The organism is Methylobacterium sp. J-077, assembly GCF_022829365.1.
Taxonomy (GTDB): domain Bacteria; phylum Pseudomonadota; class Alphaproteobacteria; order Rhizobiales; family Beijerinckiaceae; genus Methylobacterium.
Map to the genome: position 1 here is coordinate 1 of NZ_JAKSYJ010000118.1, position 18,663 is coordinate 18,663.

General features: G+C 63.8%; 24 protein-coding genes. 16 read left to right on the plus strand and 8 right to left on the minus strand.

The genetic code is table 11. The features are described from left to right. Nucleotides 1–196, plus strand: a 196-nt coding sequence (locus tag MKL11_RS12810) for a 3',5'-cyclic-nucleotide phosphodiesterase (protein WP_243943963.1), incomplete at its 5' end; no start/stop codon positions are given. Between the two features lie 647 nt (nucleotides 197–843). On the opposite strand, the gene MKL11_RS12815 is transcribed toward MKL11_RS12810, so the two are convergent. After that, nucleotides 844–1,020 (minus strand): hypothetical protein, encoded by a 177-nt coding sequence (locus MKL11_RS12815; RefSeq protein WP_167367844.1) that lies wholly within the window; start codon nucleotides 1,018–1,020, stop codon nucleotides 844–846. 205 nt (nucleotides 1,021–1,225) lie between these two features. Between MKL11_RS12815 and MKL11_RS12820 the strand changes: the two genes are divergently transcribed. After that, nucleotides 1,226–1,474: a hypothetical protein gene (locus tag MKL11_RS12820; protein ID WP_243943965.1), complete on the plus strand. Its 249-nt coding sequence runs from the start codon at nucleotides 1,226–1,228 to the stop codon at nucleotides 1,472–1,474. Between the two features lie 108 nt (nucleotides 1,475–1,582). Here the strand turns inward: MKL11_RS12820 and MKL11_RS12825 are convergent, their stop codons facing one another. Next, a complete protein-coding gene (locus tag MKL11_RS12825) occupies nucleotides 1,583–1,849 on the minus strand; it encodes a hypothetical protein (RefSeq protein WP_243943967.1) in 267 nt (88 codons plus the stop codon). Between the two features lie 3 nt (nucleotides 1,850–1,852). Then, nucleotides 1,853–2,614, minus strand: a complete 762-nt coding sequence (locus MKL11_RS12830; RefSeq protein WP_243943969.1) for a Crp/Fnr family transcriptional regulator — start codon at nucleotides 2,612–2,614, stop codon at nucleotides 1,853–1,855. A gap of 504 nt (nucleotides 2,615–3,118) precedes the next feature. Between MKL11_RS12830 and MKL11_RS12835 the strand changes: the two genes are divergently transcribed. The 5 genes from MKL11_RS12835 (at nucleotide 3,119) to MKL11_RS12855 (ending at nucleotide 6,334) form a co-directional block, all read left to right on the plus strand. Further along, a complete protein-coding gene (locus tag MKL11_RS12835) occupies nucleotides 3,119–3,865 on the plus strand; it encodes a Crp/Fnr family transcriptional regulator (RefSeq protein WP_243943971.1) in 747 nt (248 codons plus the stop codon). Next, a complete protein-coding gene (locus MKL11_RS12840; protein ID WP_243943973.1) occupies nucleotides 3,862–4,107 on the plus strand; it encodes a hypothetical protein in 246 nt (81 codons plus the stop codon). Before MKL11_RS12835 ends, MKL11_RS12840 begins: the two co-directional genes overlap by 4 nt. Nucleotides 4,108–4,581: 474 nt before the next feature. Further along, on the plus strand, nucleotides 4,582–4,836 hold the full coding sequence (locus tag MKL11_RS12845; RefSeq protein ID WP_243943974.1) for a DUF6894 family protein: 255 nt from the start codon (nucleotides 4,582–4,584) through the stop codon (nucleotides 4,834–4,836). A 146-nt stretch (nucleotides 4,837–4,982) separates the two neighbouring features. Beyond that, nucleotides 4,983–5,693: a Crp/Fnr family transcriptional regulator gene (locus MKL11_RS12850; RefSeq protein WP_243944016.1), complete on the plus strand. Its 711-nt coding sequence runs from the start codon at nucleotides 4,983–4,985 to the stop codon at nucleotides 5,691–5,693. Between the two features lie 485 nt (nucleotides 5,694–6,178). After that, a complete protein-coding gene (locus MKL11_RS12855; RefSeq protein WP_243943976.1) occupies nucleotides 6,179–6,334 on the plus strand; it encodes a hypothetical protein in 156 nt (51 codons plus the stop codon). 610 nt (nucleotides 6,335–6,944) lie between these two features. Here the strand turns inward: MKL11_RS12855 and MKL11_RS12865 are convergent. Together MKL11_RS12865 and MKL11_RS12870 are read right to left on the minus strand one after the other, a co-directional pair. After that, nucleotides 6,945–7,619, minus strand: a complete 675-nt coding sequence (locus MKL11_RS12865) for a ferritin-like domain-containing protein (RefSeq protein ID WP_243943980.1) — start codon at nucleotides 7,617–7,619, stop codon at nucleotides 6,945–6,947. A 41-nt stretch (nucleotides 7,620–7,660) separates the two neighbouring features. Next, nucleotides 7,661–8,374 carry a ferritin-like domain-containing protein gene (locus MKL11_RS12870; RefSeq protein ID WP_243943983.1) on the minus strand — a complete coding sequence of 238 codons (714 nt, stop codon included), beginning with the start codon at nucleotides 8,372–8,374 and terminating at the stop codon, nucleotides 7,661–7,663. 301 nt (nucleotides 8,375–8,675) lie between these two features. On the opposite strand from MKL11_RS12870, the gene MKL11_RS12875 reads away from it, so the two are divergent. The 3 genes from MKL11_RS12875 (at nucleotide 8,676) to MKL11_RS12885 (ending at nucleotide 10,777) form a co-directional block, all read left to right on the plus strand. Then, a complete protein-coding gene (locus MKL11_RS12875) occupies nucleotides 8,676–8,888 on the plus strand; it encodes a hypothetical protein (RefSeq protein ID WP_243943985.1) in 213 nt (70 codons plus the stop codon). Nucleotides 8,889–8,966: 78 nt separating this feature from the next. Beyond that, on the plus strand, nucleotides 8,967–9,848 hold the full coding sequence (locus tag MKL11_RS12880) for a cytochrome b/b6 domain-containing protein (protein WP_243943987.1): 882 nt from the start codon (nucleotides 8,967–8,969) through the stop codon (nucleotides 9,846–9,848). After that, nucleotides 9,845–10,777: a molybdopterin-binding protein gene (locus tag MKL11_RS12885; RefSeq protein ID WP_243943989.1), complete on the plus strand. Its 933-nt coding sequence runs from the start codon at nucleotides 9,845–9,847 to the stop codon at nucleotides 10,775–10,777. Before MKL11_RS12880 ends, MKL11_RS12885 begins: the two co-directional genes overlap by 4 nt. A 142-nt stretch (nucleotides 10,778–10,919) precedes the next feature. On the opposite strand, the gene MKL11_RS12890 is transcribed toward MKL11_RS12885, so the two are convergent. The 3 genes from MKL11_RS12890 to MKL11_RS12900 form a co-directional block, all read right to left on the minus strand. Beyond that, entirely contained in the window at nucleotides 10,920–11,342 is a 423-nt protein-coding gene (locus tag MKL11_RS12890; RefSeq protein WP_243943991.1) for a hypothetical protein, read from the minus strand. Between the two features lie 771 nt (nucleotides 11,343–12,113). Continuing rightward, on the minus strand, nucleotides 12,114–12,422 hold the full coding sequence (locus MKL11_RS12895; RefSeq protein ID WP_147910931.1) for a hypothetical protein: 309 nt from the start codon (nucleotides 12,420–12,422) through the stop codon (nucleotides 12,114–12,116). A gap of 65 nt (nucleotides 12,423–12,487) precedes the next feature. After that, nucleotides 12,488–13,132: an AAA family ATPase gene (locus tag MKL11_RS12900; protein WP_243943993.1), complete on the minus strand. Its 645-nt coding sequence runs from the start codon at nucleotides 13,130–13,132 to the stop codon at nucleotides 12,488–12,490. A 307-nt stretch (nucleotides 13,133–13,439) separates the two neighbouring features. Between MKL11_RS12900 and MKL11_RS12905 the strand changes: the two genes are divergently transcribed. The 6 genes from MKL11_RS12905 (at nucleotide 13,440) to MKL11_RS12930 (ending at nucleotide 18,635) form a co-directional block, all read left to right on the plus strand. After that, nucleotides 13,440–14,099 (plus strand): YoaK family protein, encoded by a 660-nt coding sequence (locus MKL11_RS12905; RefSeq protein ID WP_243943995.1) that lies wholly within the window; start codon nucleotides 13,440–13,442, stop codon nucleotides 14,097–14,099. Nucleotides 14,100–14,348: 249 nt separating this feature from the next. Continuing rightward, the gene (locus tag MKL11_RS12910; protein ID WP_243943997.1) at nucleotides 14,349–14,546 is read left to right on the plus strand and encodes a hypothetical protein; all 198 of its coding nucleotides are present in this window, start codon (nucleotides 14,349–14,351) and stop codon (nucleotides 14,544–14,546) included. Then, complete coding sequence (gene kaiC, locus MKL11_RS12915) at nucleotides 14,536–16,230, plus strand: circadian clock protein KaiC (protein WP_243944007.1); 1,695 nt, start codon at nucleotides 14,536–14,538, stop codon at nucleotides 16,228–16,230. The genes MKL11_RS12910 and kaiC overlap by 11 nt, the downstream gene beginning before the upstream one ends. Further along, complete coding sequence (locus MKL11_RS12920; protein ID WP_243944010.1) at nucleotides 16,227–16,571, plus strand: circadian clock KaiB family protein; 345 nt, start codon at nucleotides 16,227–16,229, stop codon at nucleotides 16,569–16,571. Before kaiC ends, MKL11_RS12920 begins: the two co-directional genes overlap by 4 nt. Beyond that, on the plus strand, nucleotides 16,568–16,900 hold the full coding sequence (locus tag MKL11_RS12925) for a circadian clock KaiB family protein (protein WP_243944012.1): 333 nt from the start codon (nucleotides 16,568–16,570) through the stop codon (nucleotides 16,898–16,900). Before MKL11_RS12920 ends, MKL11_RS12925 begins: the two co-directional genes overlap by 4 nt. Continuing rightward, a complete protein-coding gene (locus MKL11_RS12930) occupies nucleotides 16,884–18,635 on the plus strand; it encodes an ATP-binding protein (RefSeq protein WP_243944014.1) in 1,752 nt (583 codons plus the stop codon). Before MKL11_RS12925 ends, MKL11_RS12930 begins: the two co-directional genes overlap by 17 nt. The last annotated feature ends 28 nt before the right edge of the window (nucleotides 18,636–18,663 follow it).

An 18,663-nucleotide genomic window follows, 5' to 3' on the forward strand; every position in this document is an offset into this window, starting at 1 on the left:
CGCTCCTGACGCCTCCGCCTCGAAGCGTGGCAACAAGGACCTGAAGACCTATTGCTCGGGCGATGCGGTCACCTTCTGTAGTGGCGATGATCCGGACAGCCCTGAGATGGACGCCTGCTTCAAGAAGAACATGGACAAGATTTCGGAGAACTGCCGGCGTGCGATCACGGCCTACAAGGGCGGCGGCGGCAAGTAGCTCCTCCCCCGCGCTCGTAAGATAGGATCTGGTGCTGCAGCCGCTCGGTCATAGGAGCAGATGGGGGTGATCACAGGCCCGCAGCTCCGTGCAGCGCGCATGTCCATCGGCTTGGATCCGCGTGATCTGGCTAAGCGAGCCAAGGTGCCTCTGAGCGTTGTCACGCGAGCCGAGGGCAGTTCCGGCGAGCCGGTAATCACGATCGCGCAGCTGAACGCCTTGATGCAGGTACTGCGGACGGCTGGCGCCAGCTTCCCGCCAGCTGATCCTGCCGCAGACGTTAGCGATGGTCAGCCGTGAGCGAATTCAAAAGTAAGTGTGCACGCAGCTAGCACAATTCCTTTTGTGCACTGCGGTGGTACAAATCGGACTAGCTTCGGAGTTTATCCCCCCGATCCCGAAGCCGTCGAAGCCCGCCCGGTTCGCCGGCGCGGGCTTCTTCATTCGCCGGTAGTCCCGGCCTGGGACGCTCTATGTCACGACGACCGCACCGACCGCCAACCGCAACACGTCATCCTACATTTCGAGCCGCGTTGCGTATCGGCTCACGCCGGTGAGATCGTCGACCTCCCCCGCCAGCCCGTGATCAGATCGGGCGGCGGGCCGAGCCGGAGATCAGGAACGTCTCAAGCGCGATGGTCGCGGTTTCAGTGCTCGGTCCCCGGCATGTTCTGCCGTGGCGCGCCGCCGTGATCCTTGATAAGGTTGGAGCGTTCCGGATCGCCCTTCAAGTTAGCGACCTGCTTGCGTGCGGCCAATGCGAGAAAGCCGACGCCGCCGATCGTGCCCAGCGCTAGAAATAACAGAGAGATACCGCTGCCCATGGGCGAGGCCTTTCGTTGAAGAAACCGCCGAAGGAAGGGTGACGGAGAGCATTATGCTACAAGCCAAACTGTGCTTGGAGTCATAGGTTGCAGTTTTAGAATATATTATGGGCGCGACGTCTTTTCTTAACAAATTTAGGGAGGAGCCACGTGGGCTCAAACTATGTTGATCTAGGCAGCAAATGCCGCGGCGCGGAGTTTTATCGTGTACAATCCCATCTTTTCATCGATATTGCTGGCGATCGAGTCTCAGCGCGTGATCGAGTTACGCATGGTGCGCCTCGCCTGGGGCGGCCGCGAGGGCCGGGCCGAGATGCAATCGATGGTCGTCGAGAAGGTGCACGCCGCCGGCGAGGCCATGACGACGCTGATGCTTGGTGGCTCGCCCGAAGCTGTCATCGCCCGCTACCGCGAGCACGTCGCCTTCAACACCAAGCGGCTGTCGGCGGCCTAGCACGAAGCGTCAGTCACGCCCCGCTTCGGCGCTCGCACGCCCTACCATATCCCACGGTGCCACTCAGCCGTGCGAGGGCATTTCCAAACCAGTTACCAGCGGGATAACTCAAGCCGGCTTCAGATGCCGTCGCAGCCAGCGGGTCGCATCTTCCAGGCTTAAAAAGGTCGGTGCCTTTTTCCCCTGCAGTCGGCCGAAGCCAACCTCGAAGAACCAGCTTCCAACATTGTCGTGCTCGGGCTCGGCGAGGCGCACCAGCACCGCCACGAGCAGGCCGTTGGCGATCACCAGCCGGCCTTCGCGATCTGGGCTGTCCGTGTCGACCGCGATCGGCTGCAGCACGATCAGCGTCTCGACGTTGCCCTGCTCGGACATCGATTAGGCCTCCGCGGTACCAGGCCAACTTAGGTCGCGGCGCTCGCCCCAGCGGGTGTTGCGCAGGTGCAGGTAGTTCGGCGCGAAGCTGCAGAAGGCCTTCAGTCGCTCGACATCCAGGATGGTGAGCACCCGGCCCTTGAGGTGGATCAGGCCGAGCGCGCGCAGTTCCCGCAAGGTCCGGTTCACATGCACGTCGGATAGGCCCATCGTCTCGGCGATCTCGGTCTGCGTCATCGGAAACGCATAGCTGTTGTCGGTGACACGCCCGACCGCTTCCAGGCGCATGAGAAGTTCGCACAGAAGGTGGGCGATGCGCTGACCTGGGGCACGTCCACCCATATTGACGAGCCATTCGCGCAGGACAGCACCGTCGACCAGGGAGCACCACCAGAAAGCCCGCGCGATACTCGTATGGTGCGCCGTGATCTCGTCGATAGCCCGACGGGGGATGTCTACGACCTGGCACGTCGAGATGGTGCCGATGCTGTGGTCCATCTCATCGAGGATGAAGACGTTGAGGTCGCAGAAATCACCCGGTACCAGGAGGGCCATGATCTGGCGCTGACCGTCCGGGAGCATCTTGTAGCGGCACGCGAAGCCGTCGAGAATCAGCAGGACGTTGTCCGGCTTGTCGCCTTCCTGGATCAGATCCTGGCGTGCACCGACCTGCCGGACCTTGAGCGTCAGCCCGTTCAGAGCCCAGCGAGCCTGCTCGGACAGAGGTTCGAAGCTCTCAAGCTTCCGTGTCAGAGCTTGCTGCATCGGACTGGCCTCATGATTGAGAGAACCCGCTGATCATCCGGAGGTGCCCCTCGACGGAACACCGAGCCGAGCGGCACTGATCCTGAGGGTGCATCGAGGGTACGATTTCGGACGCCCGGCCCCTGCCCGGAAACAGGTGACCCGTACCAAGAAACACCCCGCTACCCGGACCGGGCAACGGGGCTTGAGTTCGCTCGGGTCGGAAGAAGCTGTGCAGGCGATGATCGGGCAAGGAACGCTCGCGCAGCCAACTGCGCTCACTCCATCACGGCAACAGCCGCATGAGCATGGCAGCGGATGAAGAGATCGATCCGATCAAAAGATGGAATTTGGCGGGTTCGTCCTTGATCTCTGCGGGGGACGCAATCGTCTCTGAAATCCATCTTATGATCGAACATATAGGTAACTTCGTTATATTATAGAACCTATCATCAGTTGGTCCGACTCAGGTTCTGATGACTGGGAGAGCCGAGGGCTTCCACCTGCAATATGAGGTGGAGCAATATGAGTTCAGCCCCTGATCTCCACGCTACGAACCGGCTCATCCGCAAGTTGGAGAGTATCGCCAGCCTATCGGAGGCGGAGCGCCAGGCCATTGAGAGCCTGCCGGTCAGGATCCAAAAGCTCAACGTCCGGCAGGACATCGTACGTGACGGCGACAAGCCCTCGCATTGCTGCTTGATCATCGATGGCTGGGCCTGCCGGTACAAGCTCCTCAGCCAGGGCAAGCGGCAGATCCTATCGTTCCACGTCCCCGGCGACATCCTGGATCTTCAGAGCCTGCACGTCCCTACCATGGATCACAGCGTCGGCACGCTGACCAAAGCCACCGTGGCCTTCATCCCGCACGAGAGCCTGCGGGAGTTGACGGCGCACCACTCCGGCATCGCGGCAATCTTCTGGCGTGACACGCTGATCGACGCAGGGATCTTCCGTGAATGGCTGGTCAGCATGGGGCGGCGCTCAGCCTTTGAGCACGTCGCCCACCTGTTCTGCGAGCTGTATCTGAAGCTGCAAGCGGTGGGGCTGGCCGGGAATTACCGGTGCCCGCTGCCGGTCACCCAGGCGGATCTCGCCGATGCGCTGGGGCTCACGCCCGTACACATTAATCGCGTGCTCCAAGAAATGCGCGGCAAGACCCTGATCACGCTCCGAAGCAGCACGCTGGTGATCGAGGCTTGGAATGAACTTTTGCGTGTCTCCGAGTTTGACCCAACATACCTGCATCTGGAGAAGCGAGCGACCGGATGACCCTCCGCTTACAGCCGGTGCAGGTCGCCACCGGCAGTTACGACGTCGATGGGCAGCTGGTCTTCGCCGACGGCTTCCTGACTGCGGTCTTGGTGAAGCTGTCGGGCTATCACGACGACATGGCCGGGATGTGGTTCCTGGAAGCTGGCTTCGGGTGGGTCGATACGCCGACGCGGCCCACCTTCGCCGATCTAGATGCTGCACAGACCTGGATCGAGGAGCGGTTGACGTGCGCGGCCTGAGCACAACTCTTGATCTGCCCCCAGAAGAACGCACCGCTCTATTGCAGCCGGTGCGACTGGTTGCGTGATAGCCTTTCGCGAGCGGGGTAGGGCTCGGTCGCGAGATCTGCGAACACGTCATCCGTTGCGAGGATCCTCGTTCCATCTCTGCTGAGATCGGAGATGTGGACTTGGTAGTCATGACGCAGGCCCACTGAACCTCTCCTGTGCGCCCAACAATTGACGATTAGGCATCGATGATATCACTGACGCCAATCTAGTTTCTAAAAATAAAGATTGCGCACGACCATTCTATTTAGCTAATTTTACTTTCTTTTGATTAATAATCATCAAACTAGATACAACTATAGTTGATACATGTTATTGAAAATATGTATGCTTCAATGCAAAAATCATGACATCGCTGATCGAATATTTGGGCATCAGCGACTGAGAGACGCGAGTGCTCCCGCCTGTTTGAGGGCTGGATATCTCATGCCACATTTTTTCTTTGATACCGATGACGGTAATTTTCGCAATGTGGACAGCGAAGGCTTCGAACTGTCTGGCATCGAAGCCGCTCGCATCGAGGCATTGGATGCCCTCCCTGATATGGCGCGCAACAGGCTCCCGGACGGGGATCGTCGGACCTATTCGGTTCGGGTGCGCGATGAGGACGGGAGGGTGATCTACTTCGCCTCGCTCGACTTGGTCGGTGAGTGGCATATCCCACACGCCACCAACCTGTGACCGGGTCTGGTGGCGGGGGCGAGCCGTCGTAAACATAGATTAGGGTTCGCCCCTATCCTGTGCGAAGGTGGTGTATCGTGAGCCGTTGCCTCGGGGCAAGCGATTGCGAGATGAAGGCTGCCCTGGCCCTGATCGGAAGCAGAGTTGTGTTCCAGCTTCGGCAATCAGAGATCCGTAACCGTCTCCTCACCACGCTGCCCGCGGACGACTTCGCTTGTCTCTCTCCCGCACTGGAGCGCGTACCGTTGCTGCTACATGAGACGGTGCTCGTCCCGCATCAGCCGATTGAATACGCCTACTTCGTTGAAAGCGGCATCTGCTCGTACCTGGCCGACACGCGCGATGGCCGCATCGAGATCGGCCTCGTCGGTCCCGAAGGTATGGTCGGCACACCGCTGGTACTGGGAGCCGACCGCGGGCCGTTCGCCGTCCTCATCCAGGGCGAGGGCGAAGCGCTGCGCGTCTCAGCTGCAGATCTATGTGAAGCCCTCGATGCAAGTCAGGCCCTGCGCGGCCTGCTCGGGCGCTACGTGCAGAGCTTCATCGCGCAGGTCGGGGGCACCGTCTACGCCAATGCCGAGCTGACCATCGAGGCGCGACTGGCCCGCTGGATCCTGATGTACCAGGACCGCATGGACCAGGATGACCTGCCGATCACGCACGAGTTCCTGTCGCTGATGCTGGGAGTGCGTCGGCCAGGCGTCACGACAGCCACGCATGTGCTGGAGGGCGCGGGCATGATCCGGGCGCGGCGAGGGCATATCACCGTGCTCGATCGCGAGAAGCTGGAGGACATGGCCGGCGACACCTACGGTGCCGCGGAGGCCGAATACGAGCGGCTTATCGCGGACGCATAGAGCCCCACCTGGGGGTAGCCCTCGCTCGGGGCCTGGAAGTCCAGCTGTCCCTCCAACATTCGTCCCCGCCTACCGCAGCAACCACAAGCCTGCGTGGGGGGGGCATGGGGCCGAGCTACTGCGAGCCGCCTGGGCCGTCTACCGCGCCCTGTAACCGCATCTGCGGGCACGACGGCCACTACAACGGTGCCGCGAGGATCTGAAACTCGATCGCCTCACGCTCCGTAGAGGGAAAATGGCTCGTAAGCATCGGCTCTCGATGTCGTACCTTACCTCTCGGTCCAACCGGGTGTGCGTAGTGCCGTGCCCCACCCATGCGGGATGCTTCCGGTGGATCATTACCTCGGCTGACGGCCAACGATTGGAGCAATCGTCCTACTCCTATGCGACGGCGGCCGGGGCACGGGCGGTCGGCAATATGCGCCGGCGTGAGATCGACGCGAAGGTGTGACAGTTTTCTAGACATCGTCTTCGAAAGCGGTGCCGTGAGCGGCGTTGATGATACCGCCTCAGATCCCAATCTGTACGCAGCCGAGTACGTCTTCGGCACCCTCGACCCGGGAGAGCGGGCCGCCATGATTCGCGCGTTCGCCACCGATGCGGACGCGGCGGGCGGGCGGGCGGGCGGGGGCATGCCCTGACGCGACCTCCGCTCGTTCAAGAAGGCGGTGGATGCTGGCACAGGCACTCGGATCAGGGCCCGCCGCTGCTACATGATGTCCGGTCTCGGTGGAGCCCGGAGAGAAACCTAGAGCATCCATTGACATCAACCTGCGATAGTACGCAGGACCTACCTATGTTGAAAAAGCTACCTCAAGGCGCGGCCACCTTCTGTGGTCGCGGCCTCGCGTTCATCCATGGCACCCACATCGTGATGAAGGTGTGCCCGGAGTGTTCGCAGTGGAACGCTCCAGAGGCGGCCGACAGAGGTGTATGCGGTTGGTGTGCCTACGTCCCGTCATGCGAGGACGTAGAGCCTGCTGTGGTGTTTGACGCCGCAGCGTAGATCCCACCCCGCTTTCGTGGGCACGGACCTTCATCGTTGACCCTCAGACTGCGACGCAGCACGATGGCGCGTCCTCACGAGGGACACCCATCGGTCCGGTCCGCATCGTCCCCCCAAGGTGGGCTGGGCCGGTGGGTCTTATTTGCTGATGCTGGGCGCTGGCGAACAGGCTCTCTCGCATAGAACCTGTGACGGCGCACCGAACGGCTCCGCCACAGCTTCAGTCCGCGGCCTCTTATGTGCCCTCAGGCGCCGCTGGCGAGGAACGGACCCGCCGCTGCAAGGACGGCCGCCTTGGTCAAAGGCGCGTCGAAGGCGCCGTCCCAACCGACATAGCCGCGCACCCGCCGCACCTCCGCGGCGTGCCGTGCCTCAACTGAGTGGATCTGCAGCGCCGTCGTCAGCACCGGTGTGCCCTGCAGGTTGCCAGCCTGTCCCTTGTAAGCCGCCACGCCGAGATCCTCGAACGTGCTCGACAGTGTCGTAAACGTGTCGAAGTTCGCGAACACATCCGGGTACTTGCCCTTGGCCGTGAAGTCGAAGGCCGGAGACGGGATCGCGGCGGCGCCTAGCGCGCCCTGCAGCAACTGCACATGCGCGGCCTCGTGCTTGGCGAGCTGTGAGAACACGGCTCGGTAGCGCGCCGGGATCAGGTGGGGCGTGGCCAGCGCCGTGCGGTAGAACTCCGCCTCCAGGTACTCTAAGGTCAGGGCGAACCGGAGCACGTCCACCACCTGCCCCGGTAGGCCCTGAGCGAAGACTTCGGTGGAGGCGACGGCGAGCACCGTCGGCGCGCTAGCGAGGGCCCCGAGCGTGCCGACGGCACGGGTGAACAGGCCCCGGCGCGAGGTCATCCGGGCAGTCATGTCGGGATCGAGTGTCTCAATCAGGGTGGGAGTGGCAGGCGTAGATGCGGTCATGGTGGCGTCCTCTGTGGCGGGGGCGAGCATCGGCCGGGCGATCACGGCAGTTGGCTCGCGCTGACGGGGGTGAGGACGAACGGCACCACCTTGGGCAGCACCTGGGAGGGCACGAGCGCGCGGTCGAGGCCGTTGCCGTCCACGATGTCGTTGCCGGCGAATGCTGCACTGTAAGGGTTGAGCATGTCGCGGATCGTGGCGGCGTGGCGCGCCTCGACCGAGACGATCGAGCCGGCCTTGACCAGGAAGTCGGGGTTGCGCAGGAGTTGGCCGGCGCCGTTGTAGGCGGCGACGCCTAGATCCTCGAAGGTGCGGGCGGTGCCGAGCACGCTCTGACGACTGGCGAAGTTGACCCGGCCGAAGTCGACCTGGAGGTCAGGAATGGCATTGCCGCCGAGCGCGGAGCGGAAGAACTCGCGATGGGCGACCTCGTGTTGCTGGATGCCAGTGAGGCTCTGCTCGTCGGAGGGGTTGAAGCCACGATAGGGCTGCTGCAGCACCTGGGTGTAGAAGGCAGCCTCCAACTGCTCCAGGGCGTAGGCGTAGTTGAGGACGGCGAAGTCACCCTGGCCGAGGTCGACCGTGCCGCCGGCGAGCGTGGCGTCACGCTGCGCGAAGGCTTGGCTGAGGTTCAGCTCCAGGAAGGCTGTTGAAGCGACGAGGATGCCGGCGGCCTTGAGGAAATTGCGACGTGGTCGCGCGGCCGCCTTGTGCGGGTTCTCGGGCTTTAGGCTGGCTGGATTGGTTACGAGCACCTCCCGGATCGCAGCGACAATGCGACACCTGTCCGGAAGAAGTGGGAGAGGTTCAGATCTGAATATAATGTAAATTAGAAAATTGCTGGCAAAATTCTACCGAACAAAATATTTCTGCATCCATTAAAAAATCGGTTCACCGCTTGAAACTTATCTCAGCTGCCGTTCGTAGAAAAGCGGTTTGTCTAATTTTATCGGGATGCACAGCTCGAAAAGACGGTTTTATTCAGGAACTTAGGCAGGATGCCTTGGCTTTTCTGTAGGTTCGGGCGGGAGATCCGCCCTATCTGGGAGATTTCAGATGAAGAAGACGACGCTTGCGCTTACCGCCGTGTTATTTGGCGGCTTTGCCCTCGTTGCCGGATCCGCATCGGCCGCCCCGATGTCCGCCAACGGCCTCCAGTCCGATACCGGCATCACGCAGGTGCGCATGATGCACGGCGACCGCATGATGATGAAAAAGCGCATGATGCGGAAGCGGATGATGAAGCGCCGCATGATGAACCGCATGTGAGGCGGTCACGGCGACCTCGGAAGGGCCTCCTGGGCCCTTCCACCGCGACCCGCTCCTATCGTCAACGAGCTCCCCACTTTGCCCCGCACATTCCTGACGCGCTCCGCACCCGACACAGCCGAAGTCGAGCGCCGCCGGTGGACGTTCCGGCACCCCGCCGTCATCCGCATCACGCACTGGATCAACGCGGTCTGCCTGCTGGTCCTGCTGATGAGCGGCCTGCAGATCTTCAACGCCCACCCGGCCCTGTACTGGGGCAAGGTCTCGACCTTCGACACGCCGCTGATGGCGATGTCCTCCACCGAGGACGACCCGCCCAAGGGCGTCATGACGGTCCTCGGGCATACCTTCGAGACCACCGGCTGGCTCGGCTCCTCGGCAGGCGCCGATGGCGAGCCGGCTGATCGCGGCTTCCCGTCCTGGCTGACCCTGCCGAGCGACCAGGACCTCACCGGCGGTCGCAGCTGGCACTTCTTCTTCGCCTGGGCCTTTGTCCTGAACGGCGCCATCTACCTGCTCTACGGACTGGTCAGCGGGCAGCTTCGGTTCCGGGTGATCCCGTCTCGCGACCAAGTCCGGCACTTCGGCGCCTCGATCTGGGAGCACCTGACATTGCGCTTCCCGCAGGGCGACGAGGCCAAGCGCTACAACGTCATCCAGAAGCTGACCTACCTCGTCGTGCTGTTCGTGCTCTTGCCCGTCCAAGTGCTGGCTGGCTTGGCGATGTCGCCTGCGATGGACGCGGCGTTCCCGTTCCTGCTGACCCTGTTCGATGGCCGGCAATCGGCCCGCACGGTCCACTTCGTCGTGGCGGCGCTGCTGGTCCTGTTCGTGATCGTGCACGTCGCCCTGGTCCTGCTCTCGGGGTTCTGGAACAACATGCGCGGCATGGTCACCGGCTGGTTCGTGATCGAGCGGAAGGTCGAGCCGGTCGCCGCCGTTGGGGAGCCCCGGCCATGAGCCCCCTTCCGACCCGACGCGCCCTCCTAACAGGAGCTTCCGCCATGGCCGCGGCGGCCATGCTCGGTGGATGCGACCGCCTCGGCAACGCGGAGTGGTTCCAACGCACCCTCAAGACCGGCGAGGACGCCAACCTGTTCGTCCAGCGCCTAGTCCTCACCGACCGGACGCTGGCACCGGAATATGCCGAGGCCGACATCTCACCGTGGTTCAAACCGAACGGCACCGAGGATCCGCCCGACCGGTCCTATAAGGCGCTGGCGAAGCGCAAATTCGTCAACTACCGGCTGGAGGTCGGCGGTCTCGTGGAGGCGCCCTTCAAGCTGTCGCTGGCCGAGCTTCGCAAGCTACCGGCGCGCACCCAGATCACCCGGCACGATTGCGTCGAGGGGTGGAGCGCCATTGGCAAGTGGACCGGGGTGCCGCTCGCTGACCTCCTGTCCCGGGCCAAACTGAAGCCTGAGGCGCGCTACGTGGTGTTCCATTGCGCCGACACCATGGACCAGGGCGAGGACGACGGCGGAGCTGACACCGCGCAGGATGACGGCCCCGACGAGGCGGTCCCCGCGGGCAACGCCAACCCGGCCATGACCAAGCAGTCGGGCGGTGGGGAGAGCAGGAAGAGTTCCGGCGGACAGCAGGCGTCGGAGGACACCGCGGTCGGCGGCGGATCGCCGGTCCGGTACTACGAGAGCATCGACCTCGTGGACGCGTTCCACCCGCAGACGATCCTCGCCTACGACATGAACGGCAAGGCGCTCCCGGTCTCGAACGGTGCACCGCTACGTCTGCGCGTCGAACGTAACCTAGGTTACAAGCAGGCCAAATACGTCATGCGCATCGAGGTGGTGGAAAGCTTCGCCGGCATCGGCGAGGGCAAGGGCGGCTACTGGGAGGACCAGGGCTACGCCTGGTATGCCGGCATCTGATCCGAAGGATAGGACGTGAGCTGCGCAACCAGATCCTTGCCAAGGGGCTCTGTAAGCCAGCCTGATGCAACCGGCCGAGAACAACCGTCGGGCTGCATTCCGGCCTCGCGCACACCCCGACCTCGTTTCACTGCAGAGCTCGTTAGCTCTCGCCGCGCGCCGACCGGATATCGGAGCCCTTAGACACCTGGCGTCCAGTTTCCCGAGCTTCGTAGTCGATGTCGGGGTTGAACGACTGTTCCTTGAATGGCTGGGCTGACGTGCGGTTGACCTCCGCCTTGGCCAGCTTGAACGCCTCTACCGCCGGGATTGCTAGGCGGAGCACGGTGGCGAAACCCTCAATGACGACGTCTTCGGCAAGGCGATGGCCCCGTGCGAGGTTGCGCAGCTCAGCTAGGACGGGCTCAGGGTTCGCGCGGACGCGGCGTCGGAAGGCCCAACGACGACGGTGGGCCGGCTGACGGGCGGCTGCTTGGGCGTACTGGTGAGCCTTGGCGGCCGGGGAGATGGTTTGAGGAACGTAGAGGCTTTTATCGCGCGGGATGGAAAGCTGACCGCACTTCACCCACTGGGCTCGCAGGGTCCGGTTCGGCAAAACACAGAGCGGATTGGCGCGCAGGGCATCGATCTCTGAGGGGGTGTATGGCCCACGCGTGGTCTGACTTCGTTTTAAATCAAAGGCCCCATTCAGAGAACGCCGTGTGATGTTGCGCGTAGTTCTTTCAATCGTGTGGCAACGCCTCTTGCACGTCTGAGAACAGAAACACTGGTTCCACCTAGCGGGCTGGAACGATGATTTGCAGTTGGCGCAGCGCACTTCATCCAGTTGGAGCCTATGTCGGACCTCCCGGGCTCGCATTGAACAGCGTTCCGAGCAATATTTATGCTTCGGCAGGACCTTCGCGAAGGCCTGATCACATTCTTCGCAGGTCGCGCGTGTTGGCCCTACTTTCCCCCGGCGATGCGCGGCCCGAAGCTTTTGGGTAGCCGCACGGGTTCGACACAATGGCGAGCAGTAAAGGTGTGTTGGCACCTTCGGTTCGAACGGCGCCTCGCACGTTGCACACGTTGCCATCGGCGGTTCTCCAAGACCGACTCGATGTTGCAACCGTGTCGAGCACTTGGGGCGTCTTCAATCGGGGTGTGCGGGACGCTGTGGTTCCCGCCATGCACTCGCTGGGATGGTGCGAGAATTGGCTAGATAGGAGGTTGCCCTATCCCGCGCGACCTGCGCGCGCGGTCTTATAGCCTCGGCGGCATTCCTCATGTCCGGGATGCCTTAATACCTGCAAACCTGATCGCAGGCTTTCCGAGCCGATCCCGTCGAATAGCCGGGTCACCCCTTTTTGATGGGCAATCGCCGTTCGACGACCGGCGGCTTGCGATGCTTCAACAGGATGTCGTTGAACGCATCAACCATCAGCCGCTCAAGCGGGATGTCGAGGTCCTGCGCCAGCCTGGACATCTCGACCCAGCCCGCACGGTTCACGCGGACCTGCATCGTCTTCAGGTCGGACGGGCCAGGAGCAGGCGGCTCGGCTTCCCGCGAGGGCTCTGCATCATCCGACACGGCCGCAGCGGGCACAGGTGCCGACGCCTTCTGCTCCACGAAGCTGTTGAGTTTCGGACGGACCGGTCCAGCCATCGTTGATGCCTCGATTGCGGATTGAAGGGATGCAGGATGCGCGGCTTACCGCGATGCCGCTTCTACTACTTGCGGCGGAACTCATGGGCTAGCGCGACCACCTGGGACCACATGGACGCGATCTCGGTGGCCGCCTTTCCCTCGGGGTCGTACTCGTTCACGGACTGGCCGGAGATCAGGGCATGGCTCAAGCCGGCGCGCTGCGACACCTGACCGGGGAGCACAGGCGCTCCCATCCCGGAAAGCATGGCGCGCGCCTCAGCGACGATCGATATCTCGGCGTCCCTGGTCGGCGGCGGCGCGGCGTTGATGACGCAAGCGATAGGCGCCTTGAGGCTCTTGGCCATCGATAGGGTCGCGGCCACGGCATCAAGGTCGAAGGGCCCCGGGCGGACCGGGACCACCGTGACGGTCGCTCTCGACATTAGAGAGGAGATAAGGGCGGCGTTGTGGGGCGGGCTATCGACCACCACCCACTGAACGCCGTCTTCCTTGGCTGCGTCGAGGATCCCGGGGAAGGTCCCGCCGTCTGCCTTGGCCAACAGGGGCGTGTCGGCCTCGCGGCGCTTGTACCAGAAGGACAGTGAGCCCTGCGGGTCGGCATCGATCAAAAGGGTAGGCCCCTCGCGTTGGGCCAACGACCCGAAATGGGCGCAGAGAGTGGACTTGCCGCTGCCGCCCTTCTGGGTCGCCACCAAGATCACATGCATCGCGGCTTCCCCGATTACCGGCAACCCGAACCACCGGCATCCTTCCATCCCGCGGTTAAGGCTTTGCGGCGAAGCGGGGAAGAGGCTCGCCGCAACACCGGCATGCAGGGTTGCAGGTTTTTGGTCGGCGATGGTCGTTGCCAGACCGGTTGTTCCTCCTACGGTACAGATAGATGGGTCCGCTTCCCGACCATTTGCAGACCCTCGGAAGGTCCGCTTTCCAGCACCTTGGTGGATGAAGCCCTATAACCGGGTTGGGCGCTGAGGAGGCCGATGCATCGTGTTCGCTCACACTGCTAGAGACACCGTGATCGGTTCCGGGCTCGCCTTCATCGCCGGCTTCGTGGACGCCGCCGCCTTCATCGCCCTGACCGGCCTCTTCACGGCCCATGTCACCGGCAACTTCGTCCTGATCGGTGCGGAGTTGATCTCTACCTCGACCGGCGTCCTCGCCAAGTTGCTCGCCCTACCGACGTTCATCCTGGCCGTCGCCATCACGCGCCTGATCACCCTGGCCCTTGAGCGGAGAGGATCGTCGCCGCTTCGCCCCTTGCTGGCACTCGAAGCTGCCGTCCTGATCGCCTTTGCGATTGCGGGTGTGGCCATGTCACCGCTCGGCTCACCGGATGGCGCGAAGGCAATCGGCGTCGGCATGCTCGGGGTCGCTGCGACGGGCATCCAGAACGGGATCGGGCGTCTGGTGATCGGCTACTTGGCGGCGACGACCGTGATGACCGTGAACGTCACTCAAGCCGTGATCGATCTTACCGACCGCCTGTGCGGGGCGAGGCTCAGTGAGCAGGTAAGCACTCGGCTGCGGCGCACGCTGTCCGCCGTGCTGGCGTTCGCGGCGGGCGCACTCGCAGGAGCGTTCGGTGTTGCCGCCTTGTCCTTCTGGAGTGTGCTCGTGCCGGCCTTCATCCTCCTCGTCCTGCTGATCGTTCCCGACCAGAAACCGGGTTCGTGAGCCGCAATTTCGGAGCGAAGCGGAACTTCCGCTTCCGGATGACAGGTCGAAGTCCGCCCACCATCCAAAGCGGCCCTTCGTCTCCACACAAGCATACCCAAAAGGACGACCGACACGCATTCAATGAACTCGGTGCCGCCAGTGCGTTAGCGGCAGCCACGCTTCCATGCGAGCGTCCGGCTCGGCTGTATTGCTGTCCTCGATACAAGACGATAAGCGAGGCCTGCGTCCGCATCGGAGAAGGTGGCGATGAAGACACCGCTCGCCTTGCGGATCGACCCGACCGTGTTGGCTGCCGCCCGAGAGTGCGCGCGACAGGACAACCGCACGCTCACCAACTTCATCGAGACCGCCCTGCGTCAGCGCATCGCAGAGATGACGCCCGACCACCCCGCACGTGGGCACCTCGGCGCTGAGCTGGCCAGGGAACTGCCACGTGACCTCTGATCCTTCCCCGCACGCCACCACCCTGCCGAAGGCGCGCACTGGCATCGACGGCTTCGACGATGTGACCTACGGCGGACTGCCCGCAGGGCGGCCATCACTCGTCTGCGGCGCGGCCGGCTGCGGCAAGACGCTGTTCGCCACAACCTTCCTCGTGAACGGCGCGACGCTGTTCGACGAGCCCGGCGTGTTCATGAGCTTTGAGGAGCGCGCCGAGGACCTCGCTGCCAACGTCGCCTCCCTCGGCTACGACCTCGACGGCCTCGTGGCTGCGGGCAAGATCGTTGTCGATCACGTCAAGGTCGAGCGGAGCGAGATTGAGGAGACCGGCGAGTACGACCTCGAAGGCCTGTTCATCCGACTCGGCTACGCCGTCGATACGATCGGCGCTAAGCGCGTGGTGCTCGACACCATCGAGACCTTGTTCGCCGGCCTGAGCGATGCCGCCATCTTGCGATCCGAGCTGCGTCGCCTGTTTGGTTGGCTCAAGGATCGCGGGCTCACCGCGATCATCACCGGCGAGCGCGGTGAGGGCCAGCTCACACGACAGGGCTTGGAGGAGTACGTCTCGGACTGCGTGGTGCTGCTCGACAACCGGGTCGAGGACCAGATCACCACGCGGCGCCTGCGCATCGTGAAGTACCGCGGTTCGGCGCACGGCACCAACGAGTACCCGTTCCTGATCGACGAGCAGGGCATCAGCGTCCTACCGGTCACAGCCGCCGACCTTAGCTACGAGGTGTCGAATGAGGTCGTCTCGACCGGCATCGAGAGCCTCGACGCGATGTTCGGGCCCGGCGGCCTGTACCGCGGATCCAGCGTGTTGGTCTCCGGCTCGGCCGGGACCGGTAAGACCACGATCAGCGGTCACATGGTCGAGGCGGCCTGCGCCCGCGGCGAGCGCTGCCTTTCGTTCGTGTTCGAGGAGAGCGGCGAGCAGATCTGCCGCAACGCCCGCTCGGTCGGGCTCGATCTGTCTCGGCACGTGGACAGTGGCCTGCTACGGTTCGAAGCCGCCCGCCCGACCTTGTACGGGCTGGAGATGCACCTCGCGCGGATGCACCGGGACATCGAGCAGTTCCGGCCCCACCTCGTGGTGATTGACCCGATCTCGGCTCTGCGCGGCCCGGAGGTCGAACTTCAGGCCACGCTGCTGCGCATGGTCGACATGCTCAAGAGCCGCGGCATCACCGCGGTGTTCACAAGCCTGCGCACTGACGGCGCCTTCGGTCAGGCCGGCGACCTCGGCCTGTCCTCGCTGATGGACGTGTGGATCAAGTTGCAGGACATTGAGGCCAACGGCGAGCGATCGCGCACGCTCTACGTGATCAAGGCTCGCGGCATGAGCCACTCGAACCAGGTCCGGGAGTTCCAGATGGCAGCGACCGGGCTGAAGCTCGTCGACGCCTACATCGGGCCGGCCGGCGTGCTCACCGGGACCGCACGCGTCGTCCAGGAGGCACAAGAGGAAGCCGCTGAGCTGCGCCGTCGGCAGGAGAGCGAACGCCGCAAGCGGGAGGTGGTTCGGCGACGTGAGGGGATCCAGCGTCAGATCGCCGAGCTGCGGGCGAGCCTGGAGACGGCCGAGGAGGAAGAGACCCTACTCCTGGGTGAAGACGCTCAACGCGAGACGCAGCTGGCTGGCGGCCGCTCCGACATCGCCCGACGCAGGAGCGCGGCCGAATGAGTGAGCGCATCTCATCCACCCCTGATCCCGTCTCCGAGGAAGATGGCGACCCGGGGCAGTATCACTTGCGCCTGTACGTCGCCGGGCAGACGCAGAAGTCGATGGCCGCGTTGGTCAACCTCAAGCGTGTCTGCGAACAGCACCTCGCCGGGCGCTACGACATCGAGGTGATCGACCTGTTGAAGAACCCGCAGCTCGCCGCGGGCGATCAGATCCTGGCGATCCCGACCCTGGTGCGCCGCTTGCCGGCCCCGTTGAAGCGGATCATCGGCGACCTCTCGAACACCGAGAAGGTGCTGGTCGGCCTCGACATCCGTCCGCGCGATCCCGCCACGCCTTGAGCCCGGGTGGGCCAGACGCGCCGAACCCGGCCGAGTACCAACTGCGCCTGTTCATCGCCGGCACGAGCCCGCGCTCGCAGCGCACGATCGAGAACTTGCATCGGATCTGCCGGCGCTACCTCGCCGGCCGCTTCAGCCTGGCCATCGTCGACATCTATCAGCAGCCGGAGCTAGCCGAGGTCGATCAGGTCGTGGCGGCGCCGACCCTGCTCAAGCTGACGCCGCTCCCGGTGCGCCAGATCATCGGCGACCTCTCGGACGAGGCGCGGGTGCTGCGCGGCCTCGGCATCTTCTCGCCTCCCGGAGGCGGTGATGAGCCCGGGCGCTGATCCGACCGCCCTCGACGCAGCTCGTGCCCGCATCCGTGAGTTGGAGGCGCAGCTAGAGGAGAGCGAGGAGACGCTCGCTGCGATCCGCCGCGGCGACTTCGACGCGGTCGTGGTGGAAGGGCCGAACCAGGAGCGCTTGGTCTACACCCTGGAGAACGCCGACCGGCCCTACCGCGTGCTGATCGAGCAGATCCAGGAAGGCGCGTTCACACTCAGTTCGGACGGGGCGCTGCTGTACTGCAACCCGCGCATCGCGGCGATGCTCGCGCACCCACCGGAGGCGCTGATCGGGCAGCCGCTCAGTGCCTTCGTTCACGAAGCGGATCGTCCGGTCTTGATCCGGCTGCTGGCGCGAGCCGCTCGCAACGGCGCGGCCCGCGGCGAGATCAGCTTACAACCAGGCACCGGATCGCACGTGCCGGCCAATCTCTCGCTCAGCCGTCTGAGCCGGGGCGACGGCGTCGCCCTGTTGTGCGGCGTGCTCACCGACCTGACCGAGCAGCGCCAGCACCTGCACGAACTGGCCGAAGCCAATGCACAGCTTAAGCAGCAAGGCGAGGAGCGCGAGCGCATCGAGGAAGCGTTGCGACAGGCGCAGAAGATGGAGGCGGTGGGCCAGCTCACCGGCGGCCTCGCCCACGACTTCAACAACCTGCTCGCGGGCATCTTGGGCTCGCTCGAACTCATGCAGAGCCGCATGCAGCAGGGCCGGCTAACCGACGTCGATCGGTACATGACCGTTGCTCAAGGGGCGGCGAAACGCGCCGCCGCCCTGACGCATCGCCTGTTGGCGTTCTCGCGTCGCCAGACGCTCGATCCCAAGCCCACCGACGTGAACCGGCTCGTCGCTGGTATGCACGAGATGATCCAGCGCACGGTCGGACCGGGCATCCTGGTCGAGGTGGTCGGTGCATCCGGGCTCTGGCCCGCGCTGGTCGATCCCCCGCAGCTTGAGAATGCGCTGCTGAACCTGTGCATCAATGCGCGCGACGCGATGCCGGGTGGCGGGCGCATCACTATCGAGACCGCCAACAAGTGGCTGGATCGGCCAGCCGCGATCAAGCACGTTATTCCCGAGGGCCAGTACCTCTCGCTCTGCGTCACCGACACCGGCACCGGCATGCCCCCCGAAGTGATCGCCCGGGTGTTCGAGCCGTTCTTCACGACGAAGCCCATCGGCGAGGGCACCGGGCTTGGCCTATCGATGATCTACGGCTTCGCGCAGCAATCGGGCGGACAGGTGCGCATCTATTCCGAGGTCGGCGAGGGAACGACGGTCTGCCTCTACCTGCCGCGCCACTACGGCGACGTCGCTGTCGATGATCCGACCGCCCTGCTCGCCGATTTACCCCGCTCCGACCAGGGCGAGACCGTTCTGGTGGTGGACGACGAGCCGTCCGTGCGGATGCTCGTCACCGAAATTCTCGAAGACCTTGGCTACCTCGCCATTGAAGCAAGCGACAGCGCGGCGGGCCTGAAGGTGCTGCAATCGGACGTGCGCATCGATCTCCTCGTCACCGACGTCGGCTTGCCCGGGGGCATGAACGGGCGACAGATGGCGGACGCGGCCCGGGTGTCGCGGCCCGATCTGAAGGTTCTGTTCATCACCGGCTACGCGGAGAACGCGATCCTTGGCAACGGCCATCTCGCTCCTGGGATGGCTGTGCTAACCAAACCGTTTCCGATCGAAGAGATGGCCGCGCGCATCCGATCGATGATCGAGGCGAAGCAGTAGGACGTTCAGCGCCGCTCGCCTGTTTTGG

Excerpts from the sequence above, each read along its gene's own strand:
- MKL11_RS12815 (WP_167367844.1), bottom strand. The coding sequence starts at position 1,020 with ATGGGCAGCGGTATCTCTCTGTTATTTCTAGCGCTGGGCACGATCGGC.
- MKL11_RS12825 (WP_243943967.1), bottom strand. The coding sequence starts at position 1,849 with ATGTCCGAGCAGGGCAACGTCGAGACGCTGATCGTGCTGCAGCCGATC.
- MKL11_RS12830 (WP_243943969.1), bottom strand. The coding sequence starts at position 2,614 with ATGCAGCAAGCTCTGACACGGAAGCTTGAGAGCTTCGAACCTCTGTCC.
- MKL11_RS12835 (WP_243943971.1), top strand. The coding sequence starts at position 3,119 with ATGAGTTCAGCCCCTGATCTCCACGCTACGAACCGGCTCATCCGCAAG.
- MKL11_RS12840 (WP_243943973.1), top strand. The coding sequence starts at position 3,862 with ATGACCCTCCGCTTACAGCCGGTGCAGGTCGCCACCGGCAGTTACGAC.
- MKL11_RS12845 (WP_243943974.1), top strand. The coding sequence starts at position 4,582 with ATGCCACATTTTTTCTTTGATACCGATGACGGTAATTTTCGCAATGTG.
- MKL11_RS12865 (WP_243943980.1), bottom strand. The coding sequence starts at position 7,619 with ATGACCGCATCTACGCCTGCCACTCCCACCCTGATTGAGACACTCGAT.
- MKL11_RS12875 (WP_243943985.1), top strand. The coding sequence starts at position 8,676 with ATGAAGAAGACGACGCTTGCGCTTACCGCCGTGTTATTTGGCGGCTTT.
- MKL11_RS12885 (WP_243943989.1), top strand. The coding sequence starts at position 9,845 with ATGAGCCCCCTTCCGACCCGACGCGCCCTCCTAACAGGAGCTTCCGCC.
- MKL11_RS12895 (WP_147910931.1), bottom strand. The coding sequence starts at position 12,422 with ATGGCTGGACCGGTCCGTCCGAAACTCAACAGCTTCGTGGAGCAGAAG.
- MKL11_RS12900 (WP_243943993.1), bottom strand. The coding sequence starts at position 13,132 with ATGCATGTGATCTTGGTGGCGACCCAGAAGGGCGGCAGCGGCAAGTCC.
- MKL11_RS12910 (WP_243943997.1), top strand. The coding sequence starts at position 14,349 with ATGAAGACACCGCTCGCCTTGCGGATCGACCCGACCGTGTTGGCTGCC.
- MKL11_RS12920 (WP_243944010.1), top strand. The coding sequence starts at position 16,227 with ATGAGTGAGCGCATCTCATCCACCCCTGATCCCGTCTCCGAGGAAGAT.
- MKL11_RS12930 (WP_243944014.1), top strand. The coding sequence starts at position 16,884 with ATGAGCCCGGGCGCTGATCCGACCGCCCTCGACGCAGCTCGTGCCCGC.